We start from the raw sequence: 19,377 nt of genomic DNA, 5'->3' as shown, positions 1-19,377 counted from the left end.
ACCTTCCTGGAGGCCTTCCCGGAGGCCTTCCGAGAGCCCCTCTCGGGGGCCCGCGCCCGCCCGGGGGTGCCGCCCTACGGGGCCTCCAGCCACCCCTCGTACTCCGCGGCGAACACGTCGAGCGCCGCCGCGTCCAGTCGTCGGCCCGGGTCCTCCACGACCACCAGCCACTGGGCGTCCTCGGCGTCGTCCTCGCCGGCCAGCGCGTCGCGCACGAGTTGCGGCTCCTCGGTGACCCCGAACCGGTCGGACAGCTCGCTCGCCACCTCCTGCGCCGTGTCGCGGTCGGGCAGCACCAGTACATGTCTCACATCGCTCACGTGCCCATTCTCCGGTACGGGCAGCGGCGTCGGGGCAGCGGTGTCCGGTGGCGGTGTTCTGACAGCGGTGCCCGGACGGGTTGTCGGTGGCGCGTGGGATGCTGGACGGCGATGGCCACCAGAAGGAATTCCACCGACGACCCGCTCGCCCCGCTCACGCTCGCCGTGGGCCAGGAGGACCTGCTCCTGGACCGCGCCGTCCAGCAGGTGGTGGCGGCGGCCCGCGCCTCCGACGCCGACACGGATGTCCGCGACCTCACGTCCGACCAGGTCCAGCCGGGCACGCTTGCCGAGCTGACGAGCCCGTCGCTCTTCGCCGAGCGCAAGGTGGTGATCGTGCGCAACGCGCAGGATCTCTCCGCCGACACGGTCAAGGACGTCAAGAAGTACCTGGACGACCCGGTCGAGGAGATCACGCTCGTCCTGCTGCACGCGGGCGGCGCCAAGGGCAAGGGGCTGCTGGACGCGGCGCGCAAGGCGGGCGCGCGGGAGGTCGCCTGCCCGAAGACCACCAAGCCGGCGGAGCGGCTCTCCTTCGTACGCGGTGAGTTCCGGGTGCTGGGGCGCTCGGCGACGCCCGAGGCGTGCCAGTCGCTGGTCGATTCCATCGGCAGCGATCTGCGGGAGCTGGCGAGTGCGGTGTCGCAGCTCGTCGCGGACGTCGAGGGCACGATCGACGAGGCGGTCGTCGGGCGCTACTACACGGGGCGCGCGGAGGCATCGAGCTTCACGGTCGCCGACCGGGCGGTCGAGGGCCGGGCGGCGGAGGCGCTGGAGGCCCTGCGCTGGTCGCTGTCGACCGGAGTGGCGGCCGTCCTGATCACCAGCGCGCTCGCGCAGGGCGTGCGGGCGATCGGCAAGCTGTCCTCCGCGCGCGGGGGGCGGCCGGCGGATCTCGCCCGTGAGCTGGGGATGCCGCCCTGGAAGATCGACCGGGTGCGTCAGCAGATGCGTGGCTGGACGCCGGACGGGGTCGCGGTGGCGCTGCGGGCGGTCGCGGACGCGGACGCGGGGGTCAAGGGGGGCGGGGACGATCCGGCGTACGCGCTGGAGAAGGCCGTGGTCGCGGTGGCGCGGGCCGCGCGGGCGGGGCGGCAGCGGTGACTCTGGGCGAGGTGGCCCCGTAGACGCCGGGTGCGTCCGGTCGTCCTCCCGTCCGCGTAGTCCTCAAGCGCCGGACGGGCTTGAACCTGCGGTTCGTGGCGTCCTCAATCGCCGGACGGGCTTGATGTGGCCGGACCCGGTCGTGAAGTGCGTGCGCGCACCACGATGGCTCCTGGCGTGCGCGCGTGATGAAGGCCCTGCGCCGCCTTGGCGTGCTGCGCGCATAACGATGGCTCCTGCCGTGCGCGCGTGATGAAGGCCCTGCGTTGCCCCGGCGTCCGGCGCGCATGACGCAGGCCCCTGGCACGCGCGCATGACGAAGGCCCCTGTCGTCGCCCTGGGGAGGGCTACGGCCGGGGCCTTCGGTCTGTACTTGGTGCGCCGCACCCGCGTGGCGAACGCAGGTTCGGTGTGCGGCGCGGGTTGCCGGTCAGGAGCGGGAGAGAGGGCCCGCTGAGTCCGTTCCGGCGATCACATCGGGAATGCTCAGCCCTGGAGGGTGGCAACCTTGGTGGCCAGCGCCGACTTCTTGTTGGCGGCGGCGTTCTTGTGGATGACACCCTTCGAGACAGCCTTGTCGAGCGCACGGGAGGCGTCGCGGACGGCCAGGTTGGCCTTCTCTGCGTCTCCCGCAACGACGGCCTCGCGGGCCTTGCGGATTGCGGTCTTGAGCGACGACTTGACGGCCTTGTTGCGCAGGCGCGCCTTCTCGTTGGTCTTGTTCCGCTTGATCTGGGACTTGATGTTCGCCACGAAAGAGCCTTTTCAGGTTCGTTGGATCTTCGATGTGCGCCCTGTGGCCGGAAAGCCACGAGGCACAGCTGTCCACGGTAGCAGCCGCGCTCCGACCGGCCCAAACCGGTCTCCGCTCCGCAGGCGTGGGACGATGGGAGCTACGTACAGATCCGAGTACAGATCCGACCGACCCGACATCGACCCGAGACACGGCGTTCGGCGTCTCAAGAATCAGGACCCTGCGTGCCCGCGACTCCTCTCCACGTGCCCGAGCCGAGCCGTACCGACCCGGCGCTGATCCGCAATTTCTGCATCATCGCGCACATCGACCACGGCAAGTCGACCCTTGCCGACCGGATGCTCCAGCTGACGGGTGTGGTCGACCAGCGGCAGATGCGCGCTCAGTACCTCGACCGGATGGACATCGAGCGCGAGCGTGGCATCACCATCAAGTCCCAGGCGGTACGGCTGCCCTGGGCGCCCACCGCCGGCGAGGGCCAGGGCAGCACCCACGTCCTCAACATGATCGACACCCCGGGGCACGTCGACTTCACCTATGAGGTCTCCCGGTCGCTCGCGGCCTGTGAGGGCACGGTCCTGCTGGTCGACGCCGCGCAGGGCATCGAGGCCCAGACCCTCGCCAACCTCTACCTGGCAATGGAGAACGACCTCACCATCGTCCCGGTGCTCAACAAGATCGACCTGCCGGCCGCCCAGCCCGAGAAGTTCTCCGAGGAGCTGGCCAACCTCATCGGCTGCCAGCCCGAGGACGTGCTCAAGGTCTCCGCGAAGACCGGTGTCGGCGTGGACGCGCTGCTGAACCGCGTGGTCAGGGACGTCCCGGCGCCCGTCGGCAAGGCCGATGCCCCGGCCCGCGCGATGATCTTCGACTCGGTCTACGACTCCTACCGGGGCGTCGTGACGTACGTCCGTGTGGTCGACGGCTCACTGAACAAGCGCGAGCGCATCCGGATGATGTCCACCGGTGCCACCCACGAGCTGCTGGAGATCGGGGTCTCCTCCCCGGAGATGACCCCGTCCGACGGCATCGGCGTCGGCGAGGTCGGCTACATCATCACCGGGGTGAAGGACGTCCGGCAGTCCAAGGTCGGTGACACGATCACCTCCCTGAACAAGGGGGCGACCGAGGCGCTGGGCGGCTACAAGGACCCCAAGCCGATGGTGTTCTCGGGTCTGTACCCGCTGGACGGATCGGACTACCCGGACCTGCGCGAGGCCCTCGACAAGCTCCAGCTCAACGACGCCGCCCTGGTGTACGAGCCGGAGACCTCCGCGGCGCTGGGCTTCGGCTTCCGCGTCGGCTTCCTCGGCCTGCTCCACCTCGACGTGGTCCGGGAGCGGCTGGAGCGCGAGTTCGGCCTCGACCTCATCGCCACCGCGCCCAACGTGGTCTACCGGGTCGAGATGGAGGACGGCAGCGAGCACACCGTCACCAACCCGAGTGAATTCCCCGAGGGCAAGATCGACAAGGTGCACGAGCCGGTCGTCCGGGCCACGGTCCTGGCGCCCAGCGAGTTCATCGGCGCGATCATGGAGCTGTGCCAGCAGCGCCGCGGCACCCTCCTCGGCATGGACTACCTCTCCGAGGACCGGGTCGAGATCCGCTACACCCTGCCGCTCGCCGAGATCGTCTTCGACTTCTTCGACCAGCTGAAGTCCAAGACCCGCGGCTACGCCTCGCTCGACTACGAGCCCACCGGCGAGCAGTCCGCCGAGCTCGTCAAGGTCGACATCCTGCTGCACGGCGACAAGGTCGACGCGTTCTCCGCGGTGACGCACAAGGACAAGGCGTACGCGTACGGCGTCCGGCTCGTCGCCAAGCTGCAGAAGCTGATCCCGCGGCAGAACTTCGAGGTGCCGATCCAGGCGGCCATCGGCTCCCGGGTCATCGCCCGTGAGACCGTCCGCGCCATCCGCAAGGACGTCCTCGCCAAGTGCTACGGCGGTGACATCTCCCGTAAGCGGAAGCTGCTGGAGAAGCAGAAGGAAGGCAAGAAGCGGATGAAGATGGTCGGCAACGTGGAGGTGCCGCAGGACGCGTTCATCTCCGTGCTGTCGACGGACGAGTCCGCCGGGGAGAGCAAGGCCAAGAAGTAGTCCGTCCCCCGCATGCCGACCCTACTGATCGGTAGACCGCACGGGCCCCCGCATCGCAGAACGCTGCGCCGCGGGGGTCCGTTCGTTATGAAGCGGGGTTCGATTGCCCCTTACGCGGCGGACGCGGGCGCTCTACCCTGATCACGACTTCGTAGTTACTCGTGAGTTAAACAAGCAGGACCAAGCACACCAGACATACGCGGCGAGCACGCCGCGAACCAGCAGCCGGTCGTGAAGCACTGCCGTAGGCCCGGAGGATGTCGTGAGCGACACACAGACCATGATCGAGAACCGTCCGCCGTCCGTGGCGACCCTCTTCATCGACCGGGTGGCCGCCACCCCGGACGCGGAGGCCTACCGCTACCCCGTCCCCGCGGCCGGCGGCCAGGGTGCCGACGAATGGAAGTCGCTCAGCTGGGCGCAGGCCGCCGAGCGGGTGTACGCCATCGGAGCCGGGCTGATCTCGCTGGGGGTGCGGCCGGAGGAGCGCGTCGCGCTCGCCGCCAGTACCCGGGTCGAGTGGATCCTCGTCGACCTCGGCGTCATGTGCGCGGGCGCCGCGACCACCACGATCTACCCCTCGACCAACGCCGAGGAGTCGGCGTTCATCCTCTCCGACTCCGAGAGCCGGGTCCTGATCGCCGAGGACGCCGAACAGCTGGCCAAGGCCCGTGAGCGCCGCGCCGAGCTGCCGGAACTCACCCATGTCGTCGTCATCGACGCCGAGGGCGCCGGACCCGCGGAAGGCGACCCAGAGGGCTGGGTGCTCACGCTGGCCGACCTGGAGGCCCTGGGCACCGAGCACCTGGCGAAGAACCCGGCCGCGATCACCGAGCGGGTCGACGCCATCACCCCCGAGCAGCTCGCGACCCTCATCTACACCTCGGGCACCACCGGCCGCCCCAAGGGCGTACGGCTGCCGCACGACAACTGGTCGTACATGGCCAAGGCCACCGTCTCCACCGGGCTGATCACCAAGGACGACGTCCAGTACCTCTGGCTGCCGCTCGCGCACGTCTTCGGCAAGGTCCTCACCTCCGGCCAGATCGAGGTCGGACACGTCACCGCGGTCGACGGCCGGGTCGACAAGATCATCGAGAACCTGCCGGTCGTCCAGCCGACGTACATGGCCGCCGTTCCCCGTATCTTCGAGAAGGTCTACAACGGCGTCGCGGCCAAGGCCCGCGCCGGTGGTGCGGCCAAGTACAAGATCTTCCAGTGGGCGGCGGAGGTCGCCCGCGAGTACGCGAAGGTCTCCCAGGACAACTTCCGGCGCACCGGCACCGCCTCCGTGCCCTTCGCGCTCGGCGCCAAGCACAAGGTCGCCGACACCCTCGTCTTCGCGAAGATCCGCGAGGCCTTCGGTGGCCGGCTCCGCGCCTGTGTCTCCGGCTCCGCCGCCCTCGCACCCGACATCGGCTTCTTCTTCGCGGGCGCCGGGATCCACATCCTGGAGGGCTACGGCCTCACCGAGACCAGCGCCGCCTCCTTCGTCAACCCCGGCGAGGCGTACCGCACCGGCACGGTCGGCAAGCCGCTCCCCGGCACCGAGGTACGGATCGCGGACGACGGCGAGATCATGCTGCGCGGCCCCGGCCTGATGCAGGGCTACCAGGGGCTGCCGGAGAAGACCGCAGAGGTGCTGGAGGCCGACGGCTGGTTCCACACCGGCGACATCGGCGAACTGTCCGTGGACGGCTATCTGCGGATCACCGACCGCAAGAAGGACCTGATCAAGACGTCGGGCGGCAAGTACATCGCTCCGGCCGAGGTCGAGGGCCAGTTCAAGGCGGTCTGCCCGTTCGTCTCCAACATCCTGGTGCACGGCGCGGACCGTAACTTCTGCATCGCGCTGATCGCCCTCGACGAGCCGACCATCCTCGGCTGGGCCGCCGAGAACGGCCTGGAAGGCAAGTCGTACGCGGAGGTCGTGGCCGCCCCGCAGACCGTCGAGCTCATCGACGGCTATGTGAAGCGCCTCAACGAGGGGCTCCAGCGCTGGCAGACCGTCAAGAAGTTCCGGCTGCTCCCGCGCGACCTCGACATCGAGCACGGCGAGGTGACGCCCAGCCTCAAGCTGAAGCGGCCGGTCGTCGAGCGCGCCTACAAGAACCTGATCGAGGACATGTACGCGGGCTCCCGCGAGGCGTGACGCCGGCCCGCCGCCCGGCCCCGGCCGACCTGCCCCCGCGCTCCGGCGCGGGGGCAGGAACGTCCTTCCCGCGCCTGCTCCGCCGCCCGTTTCTCCCCTGACTTCTCCCCCCACTTCGGTAACTCGACGCGTATGGGCTGGGCCGATCTGTCACTCTGTCCCTGTCGTCAGCGGCGCAATTCGAGAACAGGCAGAGCGAGAACAGGTCAGGAGCCGCCCTGTGGGGTCCATTCCCTTGCAGCGGGACATCGTGCAGCGTCCCGGAACCAGTGCCGCGTCCACGGGCACCCAGCCCGTTGCCCGCACGAGCCTGCCCGGGAACCTGCTCGCGCCCGCCGCGGCCCGGCGGTTCGTCGCGGCCGCGCTCGCGGAGTGGAGCGGGCTCGGCCTGCCCGCGGCCGTGGGGTTCAGCGACCGGCTCTCCGACGACGCGGCGGTGATCGTCAGCGAACTGGTCACCAACGCCGTCGTGCACGCCGGGACCAACGTCGAACTGCTCTTCCGGCTGGAGGAGGCCACGGAGGACGAGGTGTCGGCGCTGGTACTGGAGGTCTCCGACCACCACCCGGCCCGCGCCGTGCGCAGCGACGGCAGCGAGAACGGCGCCGGACCCGACGGTGCGTCCGGCCTGGGAGAGCCCGCCGAGTACGGGCGCGGACTGGAACTCGTCGCCACCCTCGCCGAACGCTGGGGCATCACCTACCGCACCGGCCTCAAGACCGTCTGGGCCCGGCTCCCCGTCGACGACTGGAACCCCTTCGCCGACGCCCGCTCCGAGCCCGGCTTCCAGCACGGGCTGCGCGCGGCCGAACTCCTCGCCCCCACCGCCCGGCGCGCCCTGCGGGACGACGCGGACTGGGCCGGGCGCGGCGCGCTCTCCTTCCTCGCCGAGGCCTCCGACCTGTTGGCCGGACAGCTCGACGAGGACATCGTGGCCGCGCTCGCCGGACAGTTACTGGTACCCAGACTCGCCGACTGGTGCGCGATCTGGCTGGAGCCGGAGAGCGGCGGGCGTGCGGCCGTCCCGCGGCTCGCCAAGGTCTGGCACATCGACGAGACCCGCACGGACCCGTTGCGCGAGGTGCTGGAGGGAGACCCGCTGCGGCTCCCCGAGCGCGTCGGCACCGGACCCGTCTCGATCCCGTGGCCCGGCAGCGCGGAGGACGCCGAAGCGCCGGACGGGAGCGACGGCGTCGCCCTCGCGTACCGGATCACCTCGGGCGGCCGCACCCTCGGCGCCGTGCTCGTCGGCCGCGAGGGCATCGCCCGCGTCCCCGACGAGGTGACGGCCCTCATAGAGGACTTCGTACGGCGGGTCGGCCTCGCCGTGGGCGCGGCCCGCGCCTACACCCGGCAGGCCACCATCAGCCGCATCCTGCAGCGCGCACTGCTGCCCAGCAAGGTCGCCGACATACCGGGCGTCGCCAGCTCACTGGTGTACGAACCCAGCGACGACGGAGTGGTCGGGGGTGACTTCTACGACATCTTCCCGTGCCCGAACGACCGCTGGTGCTTCGTCCTCGGAGACGTCCAGGGCAGCGGCCCCGAGGCCGCCGTCGTCACCGGCCTCGCCCGCCCCTGGCTGCGGCTGCTGGCCCGCGAGGGCTTCCAGGTCGGCGAGGTCCTGGTCCGGCTCAACCGGCTGCTCCTCGACGACGCGATGGAGGCCGCGGAGGCGGCCGCGCTGATGGTCGCCGCCGCGGGCGGACAGCAGTCGGCGGAGAGCGGACCCCGGTTCCTCTCCCTGCTGTACGGGGAGCTCGTGCCGCTGCCCGACGGCGGCGCGCGCTGCACCCTGGCCAGCGCCGGCCACCCGCTGCCGCTGCTGCTGCGCCCCGACGGCACGGTGCGGATCGCCGCGGAACCGCAGCTGCTGCTCGGTGTCGTCGACGACGCCACGTACGAGAGCCAGAGCTTCGACCTGGCCCCCGGCGACAGCCTGCTGTGCGTCACCGACGGGGTGACCGAGCGGCGCTCCGGCCCGGTGATGTTCGACGACGACGACGGCCTGGCGCAGGCGCTGGCCGACTGCACCGGGCTGAGCGCCGAGGGGATCGCGGACCGGATCAACCAGGCGGTGCACGCCTTCGCGGAGCGCCCGCCGGACGACGACCTGGCGCTGCTGGTCCTCCAGGCCCTGTAGAGCCCGTGGGCCCGCGGCCGGAATCCGGGGTGGCGTCCGGTTGCCGGGCGGCGCGCGACAATGGACGGTATGCCTTCCGTACTGCCCGATGGTGAGCCCGTGCCCGACGACGGGGCGCTGCCCCGCCATGCCCTGGAAGGCGCCGCCGGCCGGCCGCTCGGCTTCTACCTGCATGTGCCGTACTGCGCGACCCGCTGCGGCTACTGCGACTTCAACACCTACACCGCGACCGAGCTGCGCGGCTCCGGGGGCGCACTGGCCTCCCGGGACAACTACGCCTCCCATCTGATCGGCGAGGTCCGCCAGGCCCGCAAGGTCCTCGGGGACGACCCGCGGCCGGTCCGTACGGTCTTCGTCGGCGGCGGTACGCCGACCCTGCTGGCCGCCGCCGACCTCGTTGCCATGCTGGCCGCGATCCGGGAGGAGTTCGGGCTCGCGGACGATGCGGAGATCACCACAGAGGCCAACCCGGAGTCGGTCGGCCCGGAATACCTGGCCGAGCTGCGCGAGGGCGGTTTCAACCGGATCTCCTTCGGGATGCAGAGTGCCCGGCAGCACGTACTGAAGATCCTCGACCGCACGCACACCCCCGGCCGGCCCGAGGCCTGTGTCGCGGAGGCGCGGGCGGCCGGCTTCGACCACGTCAACCTCGACCTGATCTACGGCACCCCGGGCGAGTCCGACGACGACTGGCGGGCCTCGCTGGACGCGGCGATCGGCGCCGGACCCGACCACGTGTCGGCGTACGCCCTGATCGTCGAGGAGGGCACCCAGCTGGCGCGCCGGATCAAGCGCGGCGAGATCCCGATGACGGACGACGACGCGCACGCCGACCGCTATCTGATCGCGGACGAGGCGATGGCCGCGGCGGGCTTCTCCTGGTACGAGGTGTCGAACTGGTCCCGGACGCCCGAGGGCCGCTGCCTGCACAACGAGCTGTACTGGCGCGGCGCCGACTGGTGGGGCGCCGGACCCGGCGCGCACAGCCACGTCGGCGGCGTGCGCTGGTGGAACGTGAAGCACCCGGGAGCGTACGCGCAGGCGCTGGCCGAGGGCCGCTCGCCGGGGGCGGGACGCGAGATCCTCTCCGCGGAGGACCGGCGCGTCGAGCGCATCCTGCTGGAGCTGCGGCTCTCCGACGGCTGCCCGCTGTCCCTGCTCGCCCCGGCGGGGCTCACGGCGGCACGGCGGGCCGTGGACGACGGTCTGCTGGAGTCCGGCCCGTTCGGCGACGGCAGGGCCGTGCTGACCCTGCGGGGGCGGCTGCTGGCCGACGCCGTGGTGCGCGACCTGGTGGACTGAGGACGGACCGCGGGCGGCTCACCCCACCGGGCAGCCGGCCGGGGTGATCCTGTGCGCGCCGGCCGGCCGGCCGCAGATGATCCTGCTGTGGATCCGGCCGTCCGGATACGTGATCTCGACGACGTCGAGACCGTGGCCGGACTGGGCCTCGTACGGGATGAACCCGCGGAACGTGATCGTGCCGGTGGGCATCGTCTGCAGGTGCACCGCGTACAGGTTCGCCCACGTCTCCGCGGCGCTGTTCACCTTGTCGCCGTGGCTGGCGGCGTCGTACAGGGCGTTCGTCGCGCTGTACGAGATGACCGACTGCCCGCTGGCGAACAGGCCGTCCTGATAGGGCTTGGAGGCCGGCAGCCGCGGCAGCTCGCCGCCCGCGGGCAGCAGGCCCTCCAGGGCCTGGTGCGACTCCGTGTAGAAGCCGTCGTTCCGGCCGCGGCCCATCGGGGCGAGCGCCGTGTGGTAGAGCGTGACGTCCGCGGCGAGATCCGTGCTGTCGTCGAAACGCGCCTTGGTCAGGTCGTCGCCGGTGAAGACCGTGATGGGTTTGTCCGCACACCCCTGGGCGAGCCGGCCCATCAGGTTGTTGACGTCCTCGACCCGCCCGGCGAAGTACAGGGCGTCCGGTGCCGGGTCCGCCTCGCAGATCTTCTGGACCGGCTTGTCGAGATCGGCGCTGTTACGGCGGCCGAGGCTGTACTCCGCCAGCGGGGACAGCTCGAACCCGGCCTTCTTCAGCATCGTCCGGCCCACCTTGCGCTGCTCCACCGTGTAGCGGTCCTTGTCGTTGTTGCCCAGCCTGCGCGAGAGCACGAGGGCCCGCGGGTGCGGGGACTTCCCGGCCACCTGTCGGGCCACCACGGCCAGCGCGTCCGCCTGCTCCTCGTCGGTCGCCGCGATACCGAAGTAGTTCGAGTAGTCCTTCGCCAGATAGCCGCCGGAGTTGGTCGTGTCCACCACCGGGAGACCGGCCTCCTGAAGCAGCTCGGTGGCCCGGGGACTGTCGGTGGTGTCACGCCCGAGCCCGACCACACCGACGACCGTGCGGTCCTTCCTGGCCACCTCGATGATCTTCTTCACCGCCGGTATCTGCTGGAGCATGTCCTGCCCGCCGTTGGCGGTCAGCACCTTGAGCCTGACTGAGTAGTGCAGCTTGTTGGTGCGGTGCTGGTACAGATACACACCCGTCAGCTCCTCCAGGGCCTTGCGGGTGCCCTCGGAGGACGTGGCGGTGAACGGGCCCGCGTAGATGACGGTGACGTAGTCGTCCCCGGGCATGATGGCGGCGTTCTCCTCCGCCACCGCCCGCTCGATCCGGTCGAAGGTGACGCCCTTGCCGGAGCCGCCCAGCGCCAGGGCGTTGCCCGACGCGAAACGCACCTGCGTGGTCGTCGACACGCCTATGCACTCCTTCGGCCCGCCGCCCGGACCCACGAGCTTCACCGAGTCCGTGTTCACGTCGGTGAGCGGACCGTGGCAGTACCGGTCCGCCAGCCGGCTGCTCACCAGGAAGGTCGCCAGCAGGGCGCCGACCAGGAGGCACGCCACGGTCGTCCGCGACATCACCCACCAGACCCACGTCCTGCGCACCCGCGTCGTGACCAGCTGCGCGTGCGCGTGCTCATGGGTCAGCTGCTCGGTCGAGAGCGGCAGCCGCAGCACCCAGGCGAGCGTGGCGGCGGCCGTCGGGGACTGGCCGATGCTGAGATGGCTGATCCAGTTGTCGTAACGGGCCCGCGCCGCGCCGGTGTGCGTGGGCAGCGGCTCTGCGGGCAGCGGCGGGGTGTGCCGCAGTATCTCGGCCGCCGGCAGCGAGGCCAGGAGCAGCAGCGGATCCACCTCGCTGCGCCGGGAACGGACGTTGTTGATCGCGTTGATCAGCTGGATGCCGCCGTTGCTCTGGCAGGCGCGGGGAAGGAACACCACCGGCGGCACGGTGCGCTTCCCGCGCCGCCAGTCCAGCGCGTGGGGGCGGTAGTTGTTCCGCAGGTCCTCCAGCAGCGCCTGGACCCGCAGCTCCAGGTGGAACTGGCGGGACTGCTCGTCGCCCGCCGCCGCGTCGGCCACCCGCCCGGCGACCACCGCGGCCCGGACCCGGATGACCCGCCACGACCCGCTGGGCGAGAACCGGGACCAGCCGTCGGACGGGTATCCGGTGCCGGCCGCGGCCAGCGAGGAGGTGGTGGCGAACCATCTGCTGGCCCGCCGCAGCCACAGCAGCGGCGGCGCCGACGTCGTCATCAGCCGGACGACCGCGAGGCCCAGCACCGCGCCCACGGCCACCAGCGTGGTGGGTACCCAGCCGATCTCGCCGAGCAGCACACCGAGCACCGCGATGACGACGGCCCCGAGGAACGTCTCCGGCCGCACCGACTCCCGGAACGCGCCCAGCCAGTTGCGCGGACCCCGTCGGCTGACCCGCCAGCGCAGCGTGCTCAGCTGCTCCAGGATCCGTTCGTCGCGGTCATCGGGTGAGCCGCCGTGGTCCGGCTCCCGGACCACGGCCGCGGTGGCCTGCTCGATGGCGCCGAGCAGCCGCGAGCGGGGAAAGACGAAGGGCTTGTACTGCGAGCTGCTCCGGGTCTCCCACGGCTTCTCGGTCAGCGTGCGGACCATGTCGAGGGCCGCCTCGTACGGCGTCTCGCCACGGCCGTCGAGCAGTTTCAGCGGCACGCGGCGCAGCTGGTTGGCGTGGTGGATCCGGCGCACGATCTGCTCGACCTTGGCGTCCACGGTGGGCGGGACGTCCGCTTCGGCGGCCTGGAGCACCACCAGCGGCATCACCGGCCGGTTGTCCCGGTACCTGTCGATGAGCTGCTGCACGAAGTGGAAGACGGCCGAGGCCGCCTCGTTGTCCGCACTGTCCCGCCATGTCTCGCGCGCCATCGCCCCGTGCCTTCCCTCGCGAAAAGAGCCAGGAACCACTCAATAACCGATGATGCGTGAGAGGCGCAGGCAATTGGAGGGATCAGCCCGGGATTGGCGGGAAGACCCGCGCGACATCAGGCGGGAAGCGTGACGAAATCAATCAATTCCTCGACCCGGCCCAGGAGTTCGGGCTCCAGGTCCCGGTAGGAGCGGACCGAGGACAGAATGCGCTGCCAGGCCGCGCCGGTGTTTTCCGGCCACCCCAGCGAACGGCACACGCCGGTCTTCCAGTCCTGGCCACGCGGCACCACCGGCCAGCCGCCGATTCCCACCGACGACGGCTTCACCGCCTCCCACACGTCGATGTACGGATGACCGACCACCAGGACGTTCCCGTCCGAGATCTGTGCCGCGATACGGGACTCCTTGGAACCCGGCACCAGATGGTCGACCAGCACACCGAGGCGCGCGTCCGGCCCCGGCGAGAACTCGCGCACGATCGCCGGCAGGTCGTCGATGCCCTCCAGGTACTCGACGACCACTCCCTCGATCCGGAGGTCGTCGCCCCAGACCCGCTCGACCAGCTCCGCGTCGTGCCGTCCCTCCACGTAGATCCGCCCGGCCCGCGCCACCCGCGCCCGCGCCCCGGGGACCGCCACCGAGCCGGAGGCCGTACGGGCGGGCCGGACGGGGCCACCGGCCGACGGCCGCACCAGCGTGACCACCCGGCCCTCCAGCAGGAAGCCCCGCGGCTCCATCGGGAAGACCCGGTGCTTGCCGAACCTGTCCTCCAGGGTCACCGTCGGCCCCGCGGCCGTCTTCTCGCAGCGGATCACCGCACCGCAGAAGCCGGTGGTGACCTCCTCCACGACCAGGTCGGGATCGGCGGGCACCTCGGGGGCGGGGGCGGACTTCTTCCACGGCGGGGTCAGGTCCGGCTGATAGCTGCGCATCGGACGACGATAGGACGGGACGGCCTCACGACACGCCGAAGGGCCCGGCCAACACGTCACGCTGCGCCCGGACGAACGCGGCGTCCACCACCGCTCCGTGCCCAGGCACGTACAGCGCGTCCTCACCGCCCAGCGCCAGCAGCCGGTCCAGCGCGGCCGGCCAGCGGGAGACGACCGCGTCCGGCCCCGCCTGCGGCTCACCGGACTCCTCGACCAGGTCGCCGCAGAGGACGACCGCGGGCGAGCCCGGCACCAGCACCGCCAGATCGTGGCCCGTGTGTCCCGGACCCACGTCGGCCAGCAGCACCTGGCGGCCGCCGAGGTCGACCGTCCACTCCCCGGACACCTGGTGGTGCGGGGCCACCAGCACGTCCACGGCCTCCGCCGCGTCCCGCTCCGACACCCCGTGCTCCACCGCGGAGCGGTGGAGGCCGTCGGCCCCGGCCCGCAGCAGATCCGTCAGACCGGCCGCCCCGTACACCCGGGCCCCGGCGAAGGCCGCCGTGCCCAGTACGTGGTCGAAGTGCGGATGACTCAGTGCGATATGTGTCACCCTCCGGCCGAGCAGCCGCTCGGCCCGGGTCCGCAGTTCGACTCCCTCCCGGAGCGTCGAACCGGTGTCGTAGAGCAGGGCCCCGTCCGCTCCGGCCACCAGTGCGACCGTCGCGTCCCAGCGGGGCAGCCGCCGCCGGCCCACACCGTCACCCAACCGCTCCCAGCCGAACTCTTCCCAAGCGACGTCCATACGGAGACGCTATCGGCAACGACCTGCGCGGTCTCGGGGTAGCGTGGCCGGTCGCCCTTGCTAGGGGCCCACCCCGTCGCCGTACACTGACCGGGGGATCGCTGGCACTCGAACGGACAGAGTGCCAGAGCACGTCCCGGGAACGACCCGAGATCGACCGAGGTAGACAGCTGGAGGTGTGCGCGATGCTCAGCGAACGCAGACTCGAAGTGCTGCGCGCCATCGTCCAGGACTATGTCGGCACCGAGGAGCCCGTCGGCTCCAAGGCGCTCACGGAGCGGCACAAGCTGGGGGTCTCCCCGGCCACCGTCCGCAACGACATGGCGGTGCTGGAGGACGAGGGCTTCATCGCCCAGCCCCACACCAGCGCGGGACGCATCCCTACGGACAAGGGCTACCGGCTCTTCGTCGACCGGCTCGCGGGCGTCAAGCCCCTGTCGTCGCCGGAGCGCAGGGCCATTCAGAATTTCCTCGACGGCGCGGTCGACCTCGACGATGTCGTGGGACGGACCGTACGGCTGCTCGCGCAGCTGACCCGGCAGGTCGCCGTCGTGCAGTACCCCTCGCTGACCCGCTCGACGGTGCGGCACGTGGAACTGCTCCTGCTCGCCCCCGCCCGGCTGATGCTCGTGCTGATCACGGACACCGGCCGGGTCGAACAGCGGCTGGTCGACTGCCAGACGCCGTTCGGTGAGACCTCTCTCGCCGATCTGCGGGCCCGGCTCAACAGCCGGGTGGTGGGACGCCGCTTCGCGGACGTCCCGCAACTGGTGCAGGACCTGCCGGAATCCTTCGAGAGCGAGGACCGGACGACCGTGTCCACCGTGCTCTCGATCCTGCTCGAAACCCTCGTCGAGGAGACGGAGGAGCGGCTGATGATCGGCGGCACCTCCAACCTCACCCGCTTCGGGCACGACTTCCCTGTGATGATCCGGCCGGTGCTGGAGGCATTGGAGGAGCAGGTCGTGCTGCTGAAGCTGCTCGGCGAGGCCAAGGACTCGGGCATGACCGTACGAATCGGGCACGAGAACGCCCATGAGGGCCTCAACTCCACGTCCGTCGTCGCGGTCGGCTACGGTTCGGGCGACGAGGCAGTCGCCAAACTCGGCGTGGTCGGACCGACCCGCATGGACTACCCCGGAACGATGGGAGCGGTACGCGCAGTGGCACGTTACGTCGGACAGATCCTGGCGGAGTCGTAAGTGGCCACGGACTACTACGCCGTACTCGGCGTGCGCCGCGACGCTTCTCAGGACGAGATCAAGAAGGCCTTCCGGAGGCTCGCACGCGAGCTGCACCCGGATGTGAACCCCGACCCGAAGACCCAGGAGCGGTTCAAGGAGATCAACGCCGCTTACGAGGTGCTGTCGGACGCCCAGAAGAAGCAGGTCTACGACCTCGGCGGCGACCCGCTGTCCGCCTCCGGCGGAGGAGGTGCGGGCGGCTTCGGACAGGGCGGCTTCGGCAACTTCTCCGACATCATGGACGCGTTCTTCGGCACGGCGTCGCAGCGCGGACCCCGTTCGCGCACCCGGCGCGGCCAGGACGCCATGATCCGGCTGGAGATCGACCTCTCGGAGGCGGCCTTCGGCACGACCAAGGACATCCAGGTCGACACGGCCGTCGTCTGTACGACCTGCAGCGGAGAGGGCGCCGCACCCGGCACCTCGGCCCAGACATGTGACATGTGCCGCGGCCGCGGCGAGGTCTCCCAGGTCACCCGGTCGTTCCTCGGCCAGGTCATGACCTCGCGGCCCTGCCCGCAGTGCCAGGGCTTCGGCACGGTCGTGCCGACCCCCTGCCCGGAGTGCGCCGGCGACGGCCGCATCCGCTCGCGGCGCACCCTCACCGTGAAGATCCCCGCGGGTGTCGACAACGGCACCCGCATCCAGCTCGCGGGCGAGGGCGAGGTCGGCCCCGGCGGAGGCCCGGCCGGCGATCTCTACGTCGAGATCCACGAGCTGCCGCACGCGGTGTTCCAGCGCCGCGGCGACGATCTGCACTGCACGGTCACCATCCCCATGACGGCGGCGGCCATCGGCACCAAGGTGCCGCTGGAGACGCTCGACGGCCTGGAGGAGGTCGACATCAGGCCGGGCACCCAGTCCGGCCAGTCCGTCCCGCTCCACGGGCGCGGCATCACCCACCTGCGGGGCGGGGGCCGCGGCGACCTGATCGTGCACGTCGAGGTGATGACCCCGACGAAGATGGACCCCGAACAGGAACGCCTCCTGCGGGAGCTGGCCGTACTGCGCGGCGAGGAGCGGCCCACCGGCCAGTTCCAGCCCGGTCAGCAGGGCCTGTTCTCGCGCCTGAAGGACGCGTTCAACGGGCGCTAGTCCCACGCGTCGACACCGTACGGGCCCGGGTTTCCGGGCCCGTACGGCATTGCGGACATAACGTGGCCACGGGGTGCGCATCACGGGACAGGAAGGACATGACACGATGCCGTCATGCCATCCGCGTTGACCGATCTCTGCCGGTATCCGATCGTGCAGGCCCCGATGGCGGGCGGAGTCTCCTGCCCGCAGCTCGTCGCCGCCGTGGCCGAGGCCGGCGGGCTCGGCTTCCTGGCCGCCGGGTACAAGACCGCGGACGGCATGTACAACGACATCAAGCAGGTCCGCGGACTGACCGGCCAGCCCTTCGGCGTCAACCTCTTCATGCCGCAGCCCAACCTCGCCGACCCGAGCGCCGTCGAGGTGTACCGGCACCAGCTCGCGGGCGAGGCCACCTGGTACGACACCCCGCTCGGTGAGACCGACTCCGGCGGCGACGACGGCTACGAGGCCAAGCTCGCCATCCTGCTGGAGGACCCGGTCCCGGTCGTCTCCTTCACCTTCGGCTGCCCGCCCCGCGACACCCTCGACGCGTTCGCCGCGGTGGGCACGTACACCGTTGTCACGGTCACCACGCCGGAGGAGGCCCAGGCCGCGCAGTGGGCGGGCGCCGACGCGGTCTGCGCCCAGGGCGTCGAGGCGGGCGGCCACCAGTCCACCCACCGCGACGACCCGCAGGCCGACGGCATCGGGACCGGGCTGCTCAGCCTGGTGGCCCAGGTCCGCGAGACGGTACAGATCCCGGTCATCGCCGCCGGCGGGCTCATGCGCGGCTCCCAGATCGCCGCGGTGCTCGCGGCGGGGGCCGATGCCGCGCAGCTCGGCACCGCCTTCCTGGTCTGCCCCGAGTCCGGCGCCCATCTGCTCCACAAGCAGGCCCTGACCAACCCGCTGTTCGTCCGCACCACCCTGACCCGGGCCTTCTCCGGGCGCCCGGCCCGCGGCCTGGTCAACCGCTTCGTGCGCGAGCACGGACCGTACGCCCCCGCCGCCTACCCGCAGGTCCACCAGCTGACCGCCCCGCTGCGCAAGGCGGCGGCCAAGGCCGGGGACGCACAGGGCATGGCGCTCTGGGCGGGCCAGGGGCACCGGATGGCACGCGAGCTGACGGCCGGCCGGCTCGTCGCACTGCTCGCCGAGGAACTCGACGCCGCACGGGCGGCAGTGAGCACAAGGAGCGCGCAGTGACGGCACCCGTCTTCGTCGTCGAACAGATGCCCACGGGCCCCGGGTTCGTCCTGGAAGGGCCGGAAGGGCGGCACGCCGTCTCGGTGAAACGCCTGCACGCCGGTGAGGACGTCGTCCTGACGGACGGCCGGGGCCACTGGGCACAGGGCGTGGTGACGGCCGCCGAGGGCAAGGACCGGCTGGTGCTCACCGGCCTGGAGCCCGTCCACGAGGAACCCCGCCCCGTCACCCGTATCACCGTCGTCCAGGCCCTGCCCAAGGGCGACCGCGGCGAGCTCGCCGTCGAGACGATGACGGAGACCGGCGTCGACGCGATCGTGCCGTGGCAGGCCGGGCGCTGCATCACCCAGTGGAAGGGCGACCGGGGCCTCAAGGCCCTGACGAAATGGCGCGGCACGGCCCGCGAGGCGGGCAAGCAGTCGCGCCGGGTGCGGTTCCCCGAGGTGGCGGACGTGATGACGACCAAGCAGGTCGCCGCGCTGCTGGCCACAGCCGACTTCGCGGCCGTCCTGCACGAGGACCGCGGCTACGCCAGCGAGCCGCTGGCCACCGTCGCCCTGCCGGAAGCGGGCGAGATCGTGCTGGTCGTCGGCCCGGAGGGCGGCGTCTCGCCCGACGAGCTGGCCGCGTTCGCCGCCGCCGGGGCCCGGACCTGCCGGCTCGGACGGACCGTACTGCGCACCTCGACGGCGGGCACCGCGGCAACGGCCCTGCTGCTGGGGCGCACCGGCCGCTGGTCATGAATCGGGCCGTTTCCCGCAATCTTGGCCGGTTCTGGCCGCAATCGGCCTACCGCACCGTCAGGAGCGGTGGCAAGCTGCCCGTATGGGGACATCAAGGGCATGGTGCAATCGCAGGATCCGTCGCTTTCCGGCCGTGATCTGCCTCGCGGGCGCGGTCGTCGCCGGACTCTCGGCCTGCGATCCGGTCAACGGCCTGAACTCCGCGTCCGTCGCGGTGACGACCGACCGGACCGCCACTCGCGCGCTGGAGCACGAAGGGGTGAACGTGCGGTGGCTGAGCTGCACGGCACGGACCGCCGGCGGGGGCGCGAGCGCCGCCTCCCGGACCGGTCCGTCCACCGCCGCCACCAGCCGGGTCGCCGACGTCACGTGCAACGGACGCAGCAAGGACGGCAAGGACATCAGCCTCGACGGCAAGGTCGACCGCGAGGTCAAGGGCCAGTGCGTCAGCGGTGACATGACCGCGAGGGCGGGCGGGAAGACCGTCTTCCGCGCCACGATGCTCGGCAACTGCGACGCCGCGCCTCCCACTTCCTCGCCGCCCCGGCTCCCGGCGGGCGGCAGCGGGGGAGGCGCCCGGCCGACCGCGACCGTCACGGTCACCGTGACCGCGTACCCCCAGGGCAAGTGAGGTCCGGGACGCCGCGGGCCGGGGCGGGACACCGCGGAC

15 protein-coding genes are annotated in these 19,377 nt (G+C 71.4%); 10 read left to right on the top strand and 5 right to left on the bottom strand.

Annotated elements, in window-relative coordinates; all coding sequences use genetic code 11:
• Positions 1-74 precede the first annotated feature (74 nt).
• Positions 75-320, bottom strand: a complete 246-nt coding sequence (locus ACIQM0_RS02220) for a hypothetical protein (RefSeq protein ID WP_401282587.1) — start codon at positions 318-320, stop codon at positions 75-77.
• Between the two features lie 111 nt (positions 321-431).
• Between ACIQM0_RS02220 and holA the strand changes: the two genes are divergently transcribed.
• Positions 432-1,424 carry a DNA polymerase III subunit delta gene (holA, locus tag ACIQM0_RS02215; RefSeq protein ID WP_401282584.1) on the top strand — a complete coding sequence of 331 codons (993 nt, stop codon included), beginning with the start codon at positions 432-434 and terminating at the stop codon, positions 1,422-1,424.
• Between the two features lie 486 nt (positions 1,425-1,910).
• On the opposite strand, the gene rpsT is transcribed toward holA, so the two are convergent.
• Complete coding sequence (rpsT, locus tag ACIQM0_RS02210) at positions 1,911-2,177, bottom strand: 30S ribosomal protein S20 (RefSeq protein ID WP_207319643.1); 267 nt, start codon at positions 2,175-2,177, stop codon at positions 1,911-1,913.
• Between the two features lie 225 nt (positions 2,178-2,402).
• On the opposite strand from rpsT, the gene lepA reads away from it, so the two are divergent.
• The 4 genes from lepA (at position 2,403) to hemW (ending at position 9,874) form a co-directional block, all read left to right on the top strand.
• A complete protein-coding gene (gene lepA, locus ACIQM0_RS02205) occupies positions 2,403-4,277 on the top strand; it encodes a translation elongation factor 4 (RefSeq protein ID WP_401282581.1) in 1,875 nt (624 codons plus the stop codon).
• A gap of 262 nt (positions 4,278-4,539) precedes the next feature.
• On the top strand, positions 4,540-6,429 hold the full coding sequence (locus ACIQM0_RS02200; protein ID WP_401282578.1) for an AMP-dependent synthetase/ligase: 1,890 nt from the start codon (positions 4,540-4,542) through the stop codon (positions 6,427-6,429).
• Positions 6,430-6,664: 235 nt separating this feature from the next.
• Positions 6,665-8,572: a SpoIIE family protein phosphatase gene (locus ACIQM0_RS02195; protein WP_401283374.1), complete on the top strand. Its 1,908-nt coding sequence runs from the start codon at positions 6,665-6,667 to the stop codon at positions 8,570-8,572.
• A gap of 60 nt (positions 8,573-8,632) precedes the next feature.
• Positions 8,633-9,874 (top strand): radical SAM family heme chaperone HemW, encoded by a 1,242-nt coding sequence (gene hemW / locus ACIQM0_RS02190; protein WP_401282575.1) that lies wholly within the window; start codon positions 8,633-8,635, stop codon positions 9,872-9,874.
• An 18-nt stretch (positions 9,875-9,892) separates the two neighbouring features.
• On the opposite strand, the gene ACIQM0_RS02185 is transcribed toward hemW, so the two are convergent.
• The 3 genes from ACIQM0_RS02185 to ACIQM0_RS02175 form a co-directional block, all read right to left on the bottom strand.
• Positions 9,893-12,757, bottom strand: coding sequence for a hypothetical protein (locus ACIQM0_RS02185; protein ID WP_401282572.1), 2,865 nt, complete (start codon positions 12,755-12,757; stop codon positions 9,893-9,895).
• Positions 12,758-12,873: 116 nt separating this feature from the next.
• Entirely contained in the window at positions 12,874-13,692 is an 819-nt protein-coding gene (locus ACIQM0_RS02180; RefSeq protein WP_363030976.1) for a DUF3097 domain-containing protein, read from the bottom strand.
• A gap of 25 nt (positions 13,693-13,717) precedes the next feature.
• Entirely contained in the window at positions 13,718-14,437 is a 720-nt protein-coding gene (locus ACIQM0_RS02175) for an MBL fold metallo-hydrolase (RefSeq protein WP_401282569.1), read from the bottom strand.
• A gap of 185 nt (positions 14,438-14,622) precedes the next feature.
• Here ACIQM0_RS02175 and hrcA point away from each other — a divergent pair, with 185 nt between their 5' ends.
• The 5 genes from hrcA to ACIQM0_RS02150 all read left to right on the top strand — a co-directional run bounded on the left by hrcA (position 14,623) and on the right by ACIQM0_RS02150 (position 19,338).
• Positions 14,623-15,639: a heat-inducible transcriptional repressor HrcA gene (gene hrcA / locus ACIQM0_RS02170; RefSeq protein ID WP_401282566.1), complete on the top strand. Its 1,017-nt coding sequence runs from the start codon at positions 14,623-14,625 to the stop codon at positions 15,637-15,639.
• Positions 15,640-16,776 (top strand): molecular chaperone DnaJ, encoded by a 1,137-nt coding sequence (gene dnaJ / locus ACIQM0_RS02165; RefSeq protein WP_363030978.1) that lies wholly within the window; start codon positions 15,640-15,642, stop codon positions 16,774-16,776.
• A gap of 114 nt (positions 16,777-16,890) precedes the next feature.
• Positions 16,891-17,964 (top strand): nitronate monooxygenase, encoded by a 1,074-nt coding sequence (locus ACIQM0_RS02160; protein WP_401282563.1) that lies wholly within the window; start codon positions 16,891-16,893, stop codon positions 17,962-17,964.
• Positions 17,961-18,707 (top strand): 16S rRNA (uracil(1498)-N(3))-methyltransferase, encoded by a 747-nt coding sequence (locus ACIQM0_RS02155; protein WP_401282560.1) that lies wholly within the window; start codon positions 17,961-17,963, stop codon positions 18,705-18,707. The genes ACIQM0_RS02160 and ACIQM0_RS02155 overlap by 4 nt, the downstream gene beginning before the upstream one ends.
• Before the next feature lie 133 nt (positions 18,708-18,840).
• Positions 18,841-19,338 (top strand): hypothetical protein, encoded by a 498-nt coding sequence (locus tag ACIQM0_RS02150; protein WP_401282558.1) that lies wholly within the window; start codon positions 18,841-18,843, stop codon positions 19,336-19,338.
• The last annotated feature ends 39 nt before the right edge of the window (positions 19,339-19,377 follow it).

This window comes from Streptomyces sp. NPDC091387 (genome assembly GCF_044756945.1).
In the GTDB taxonomy this organism is placed as follows: Bacteria; Actinomycetota; Actinomycetes; order Streptomycetales; family Streptomycetaceae; genus Streptomyces.
This window is presented reverse-complemented; position numbering and strand designations above follow the sequence as displayed.

Bases quoted from the DNA above. Each gene is read 5' to 3' on its own strand.
- holA (WP_401282584.1), top strand. From the start codon at position 432: ATGGCCACCAGAAGGAATTCCACCGACGACCCGCTCGCCCCGCTCACG.
- hemW (WP_401282575.1), top strand. From the start codon at position 8,633: ATGGACGGTATGCCTTCCGTACTGCCCGATGGTGAGCCCGTGCCCGAC.
- ACIQM0_RS02185 (WP_401282572.1), bottom strand. From the start codon at position 12,757: ATGGCGCGCGAGACATGGCGGGACAGTGCGGACAACGAGGCGGCCTCG.
- ACIQM0_RS02180 (WP_363030976.1), bottom strand. From the start codon at position 13,692: ATGCGCAGCTATCAGCCGGACCTGACCCCGCCGTGGAAGAAGTCCGCC.
- ACIQM0_RS02175 (WP_401282569.1), bottom strand. From the start codon at position 14,437: ATGGACGTCGCTTGGGAAGAGTTCGGCTGGGAGCGGTTGGGTGACGGT.
- hrcA (WP_401282566.1), top strand. From the start codon at position 14,623: ATGCTCAGCGAACGCAGACTCGAAGTGCTGCGCGCCATCGTCCAGGAC.
- ACIQM0_RS02160 (WP_401282563.1), top strand. From the start codon at position 16,891: ATGCCATCCGCGTTGACCGATCTCTGCCGGTATCCGATCGTGCAGGCC.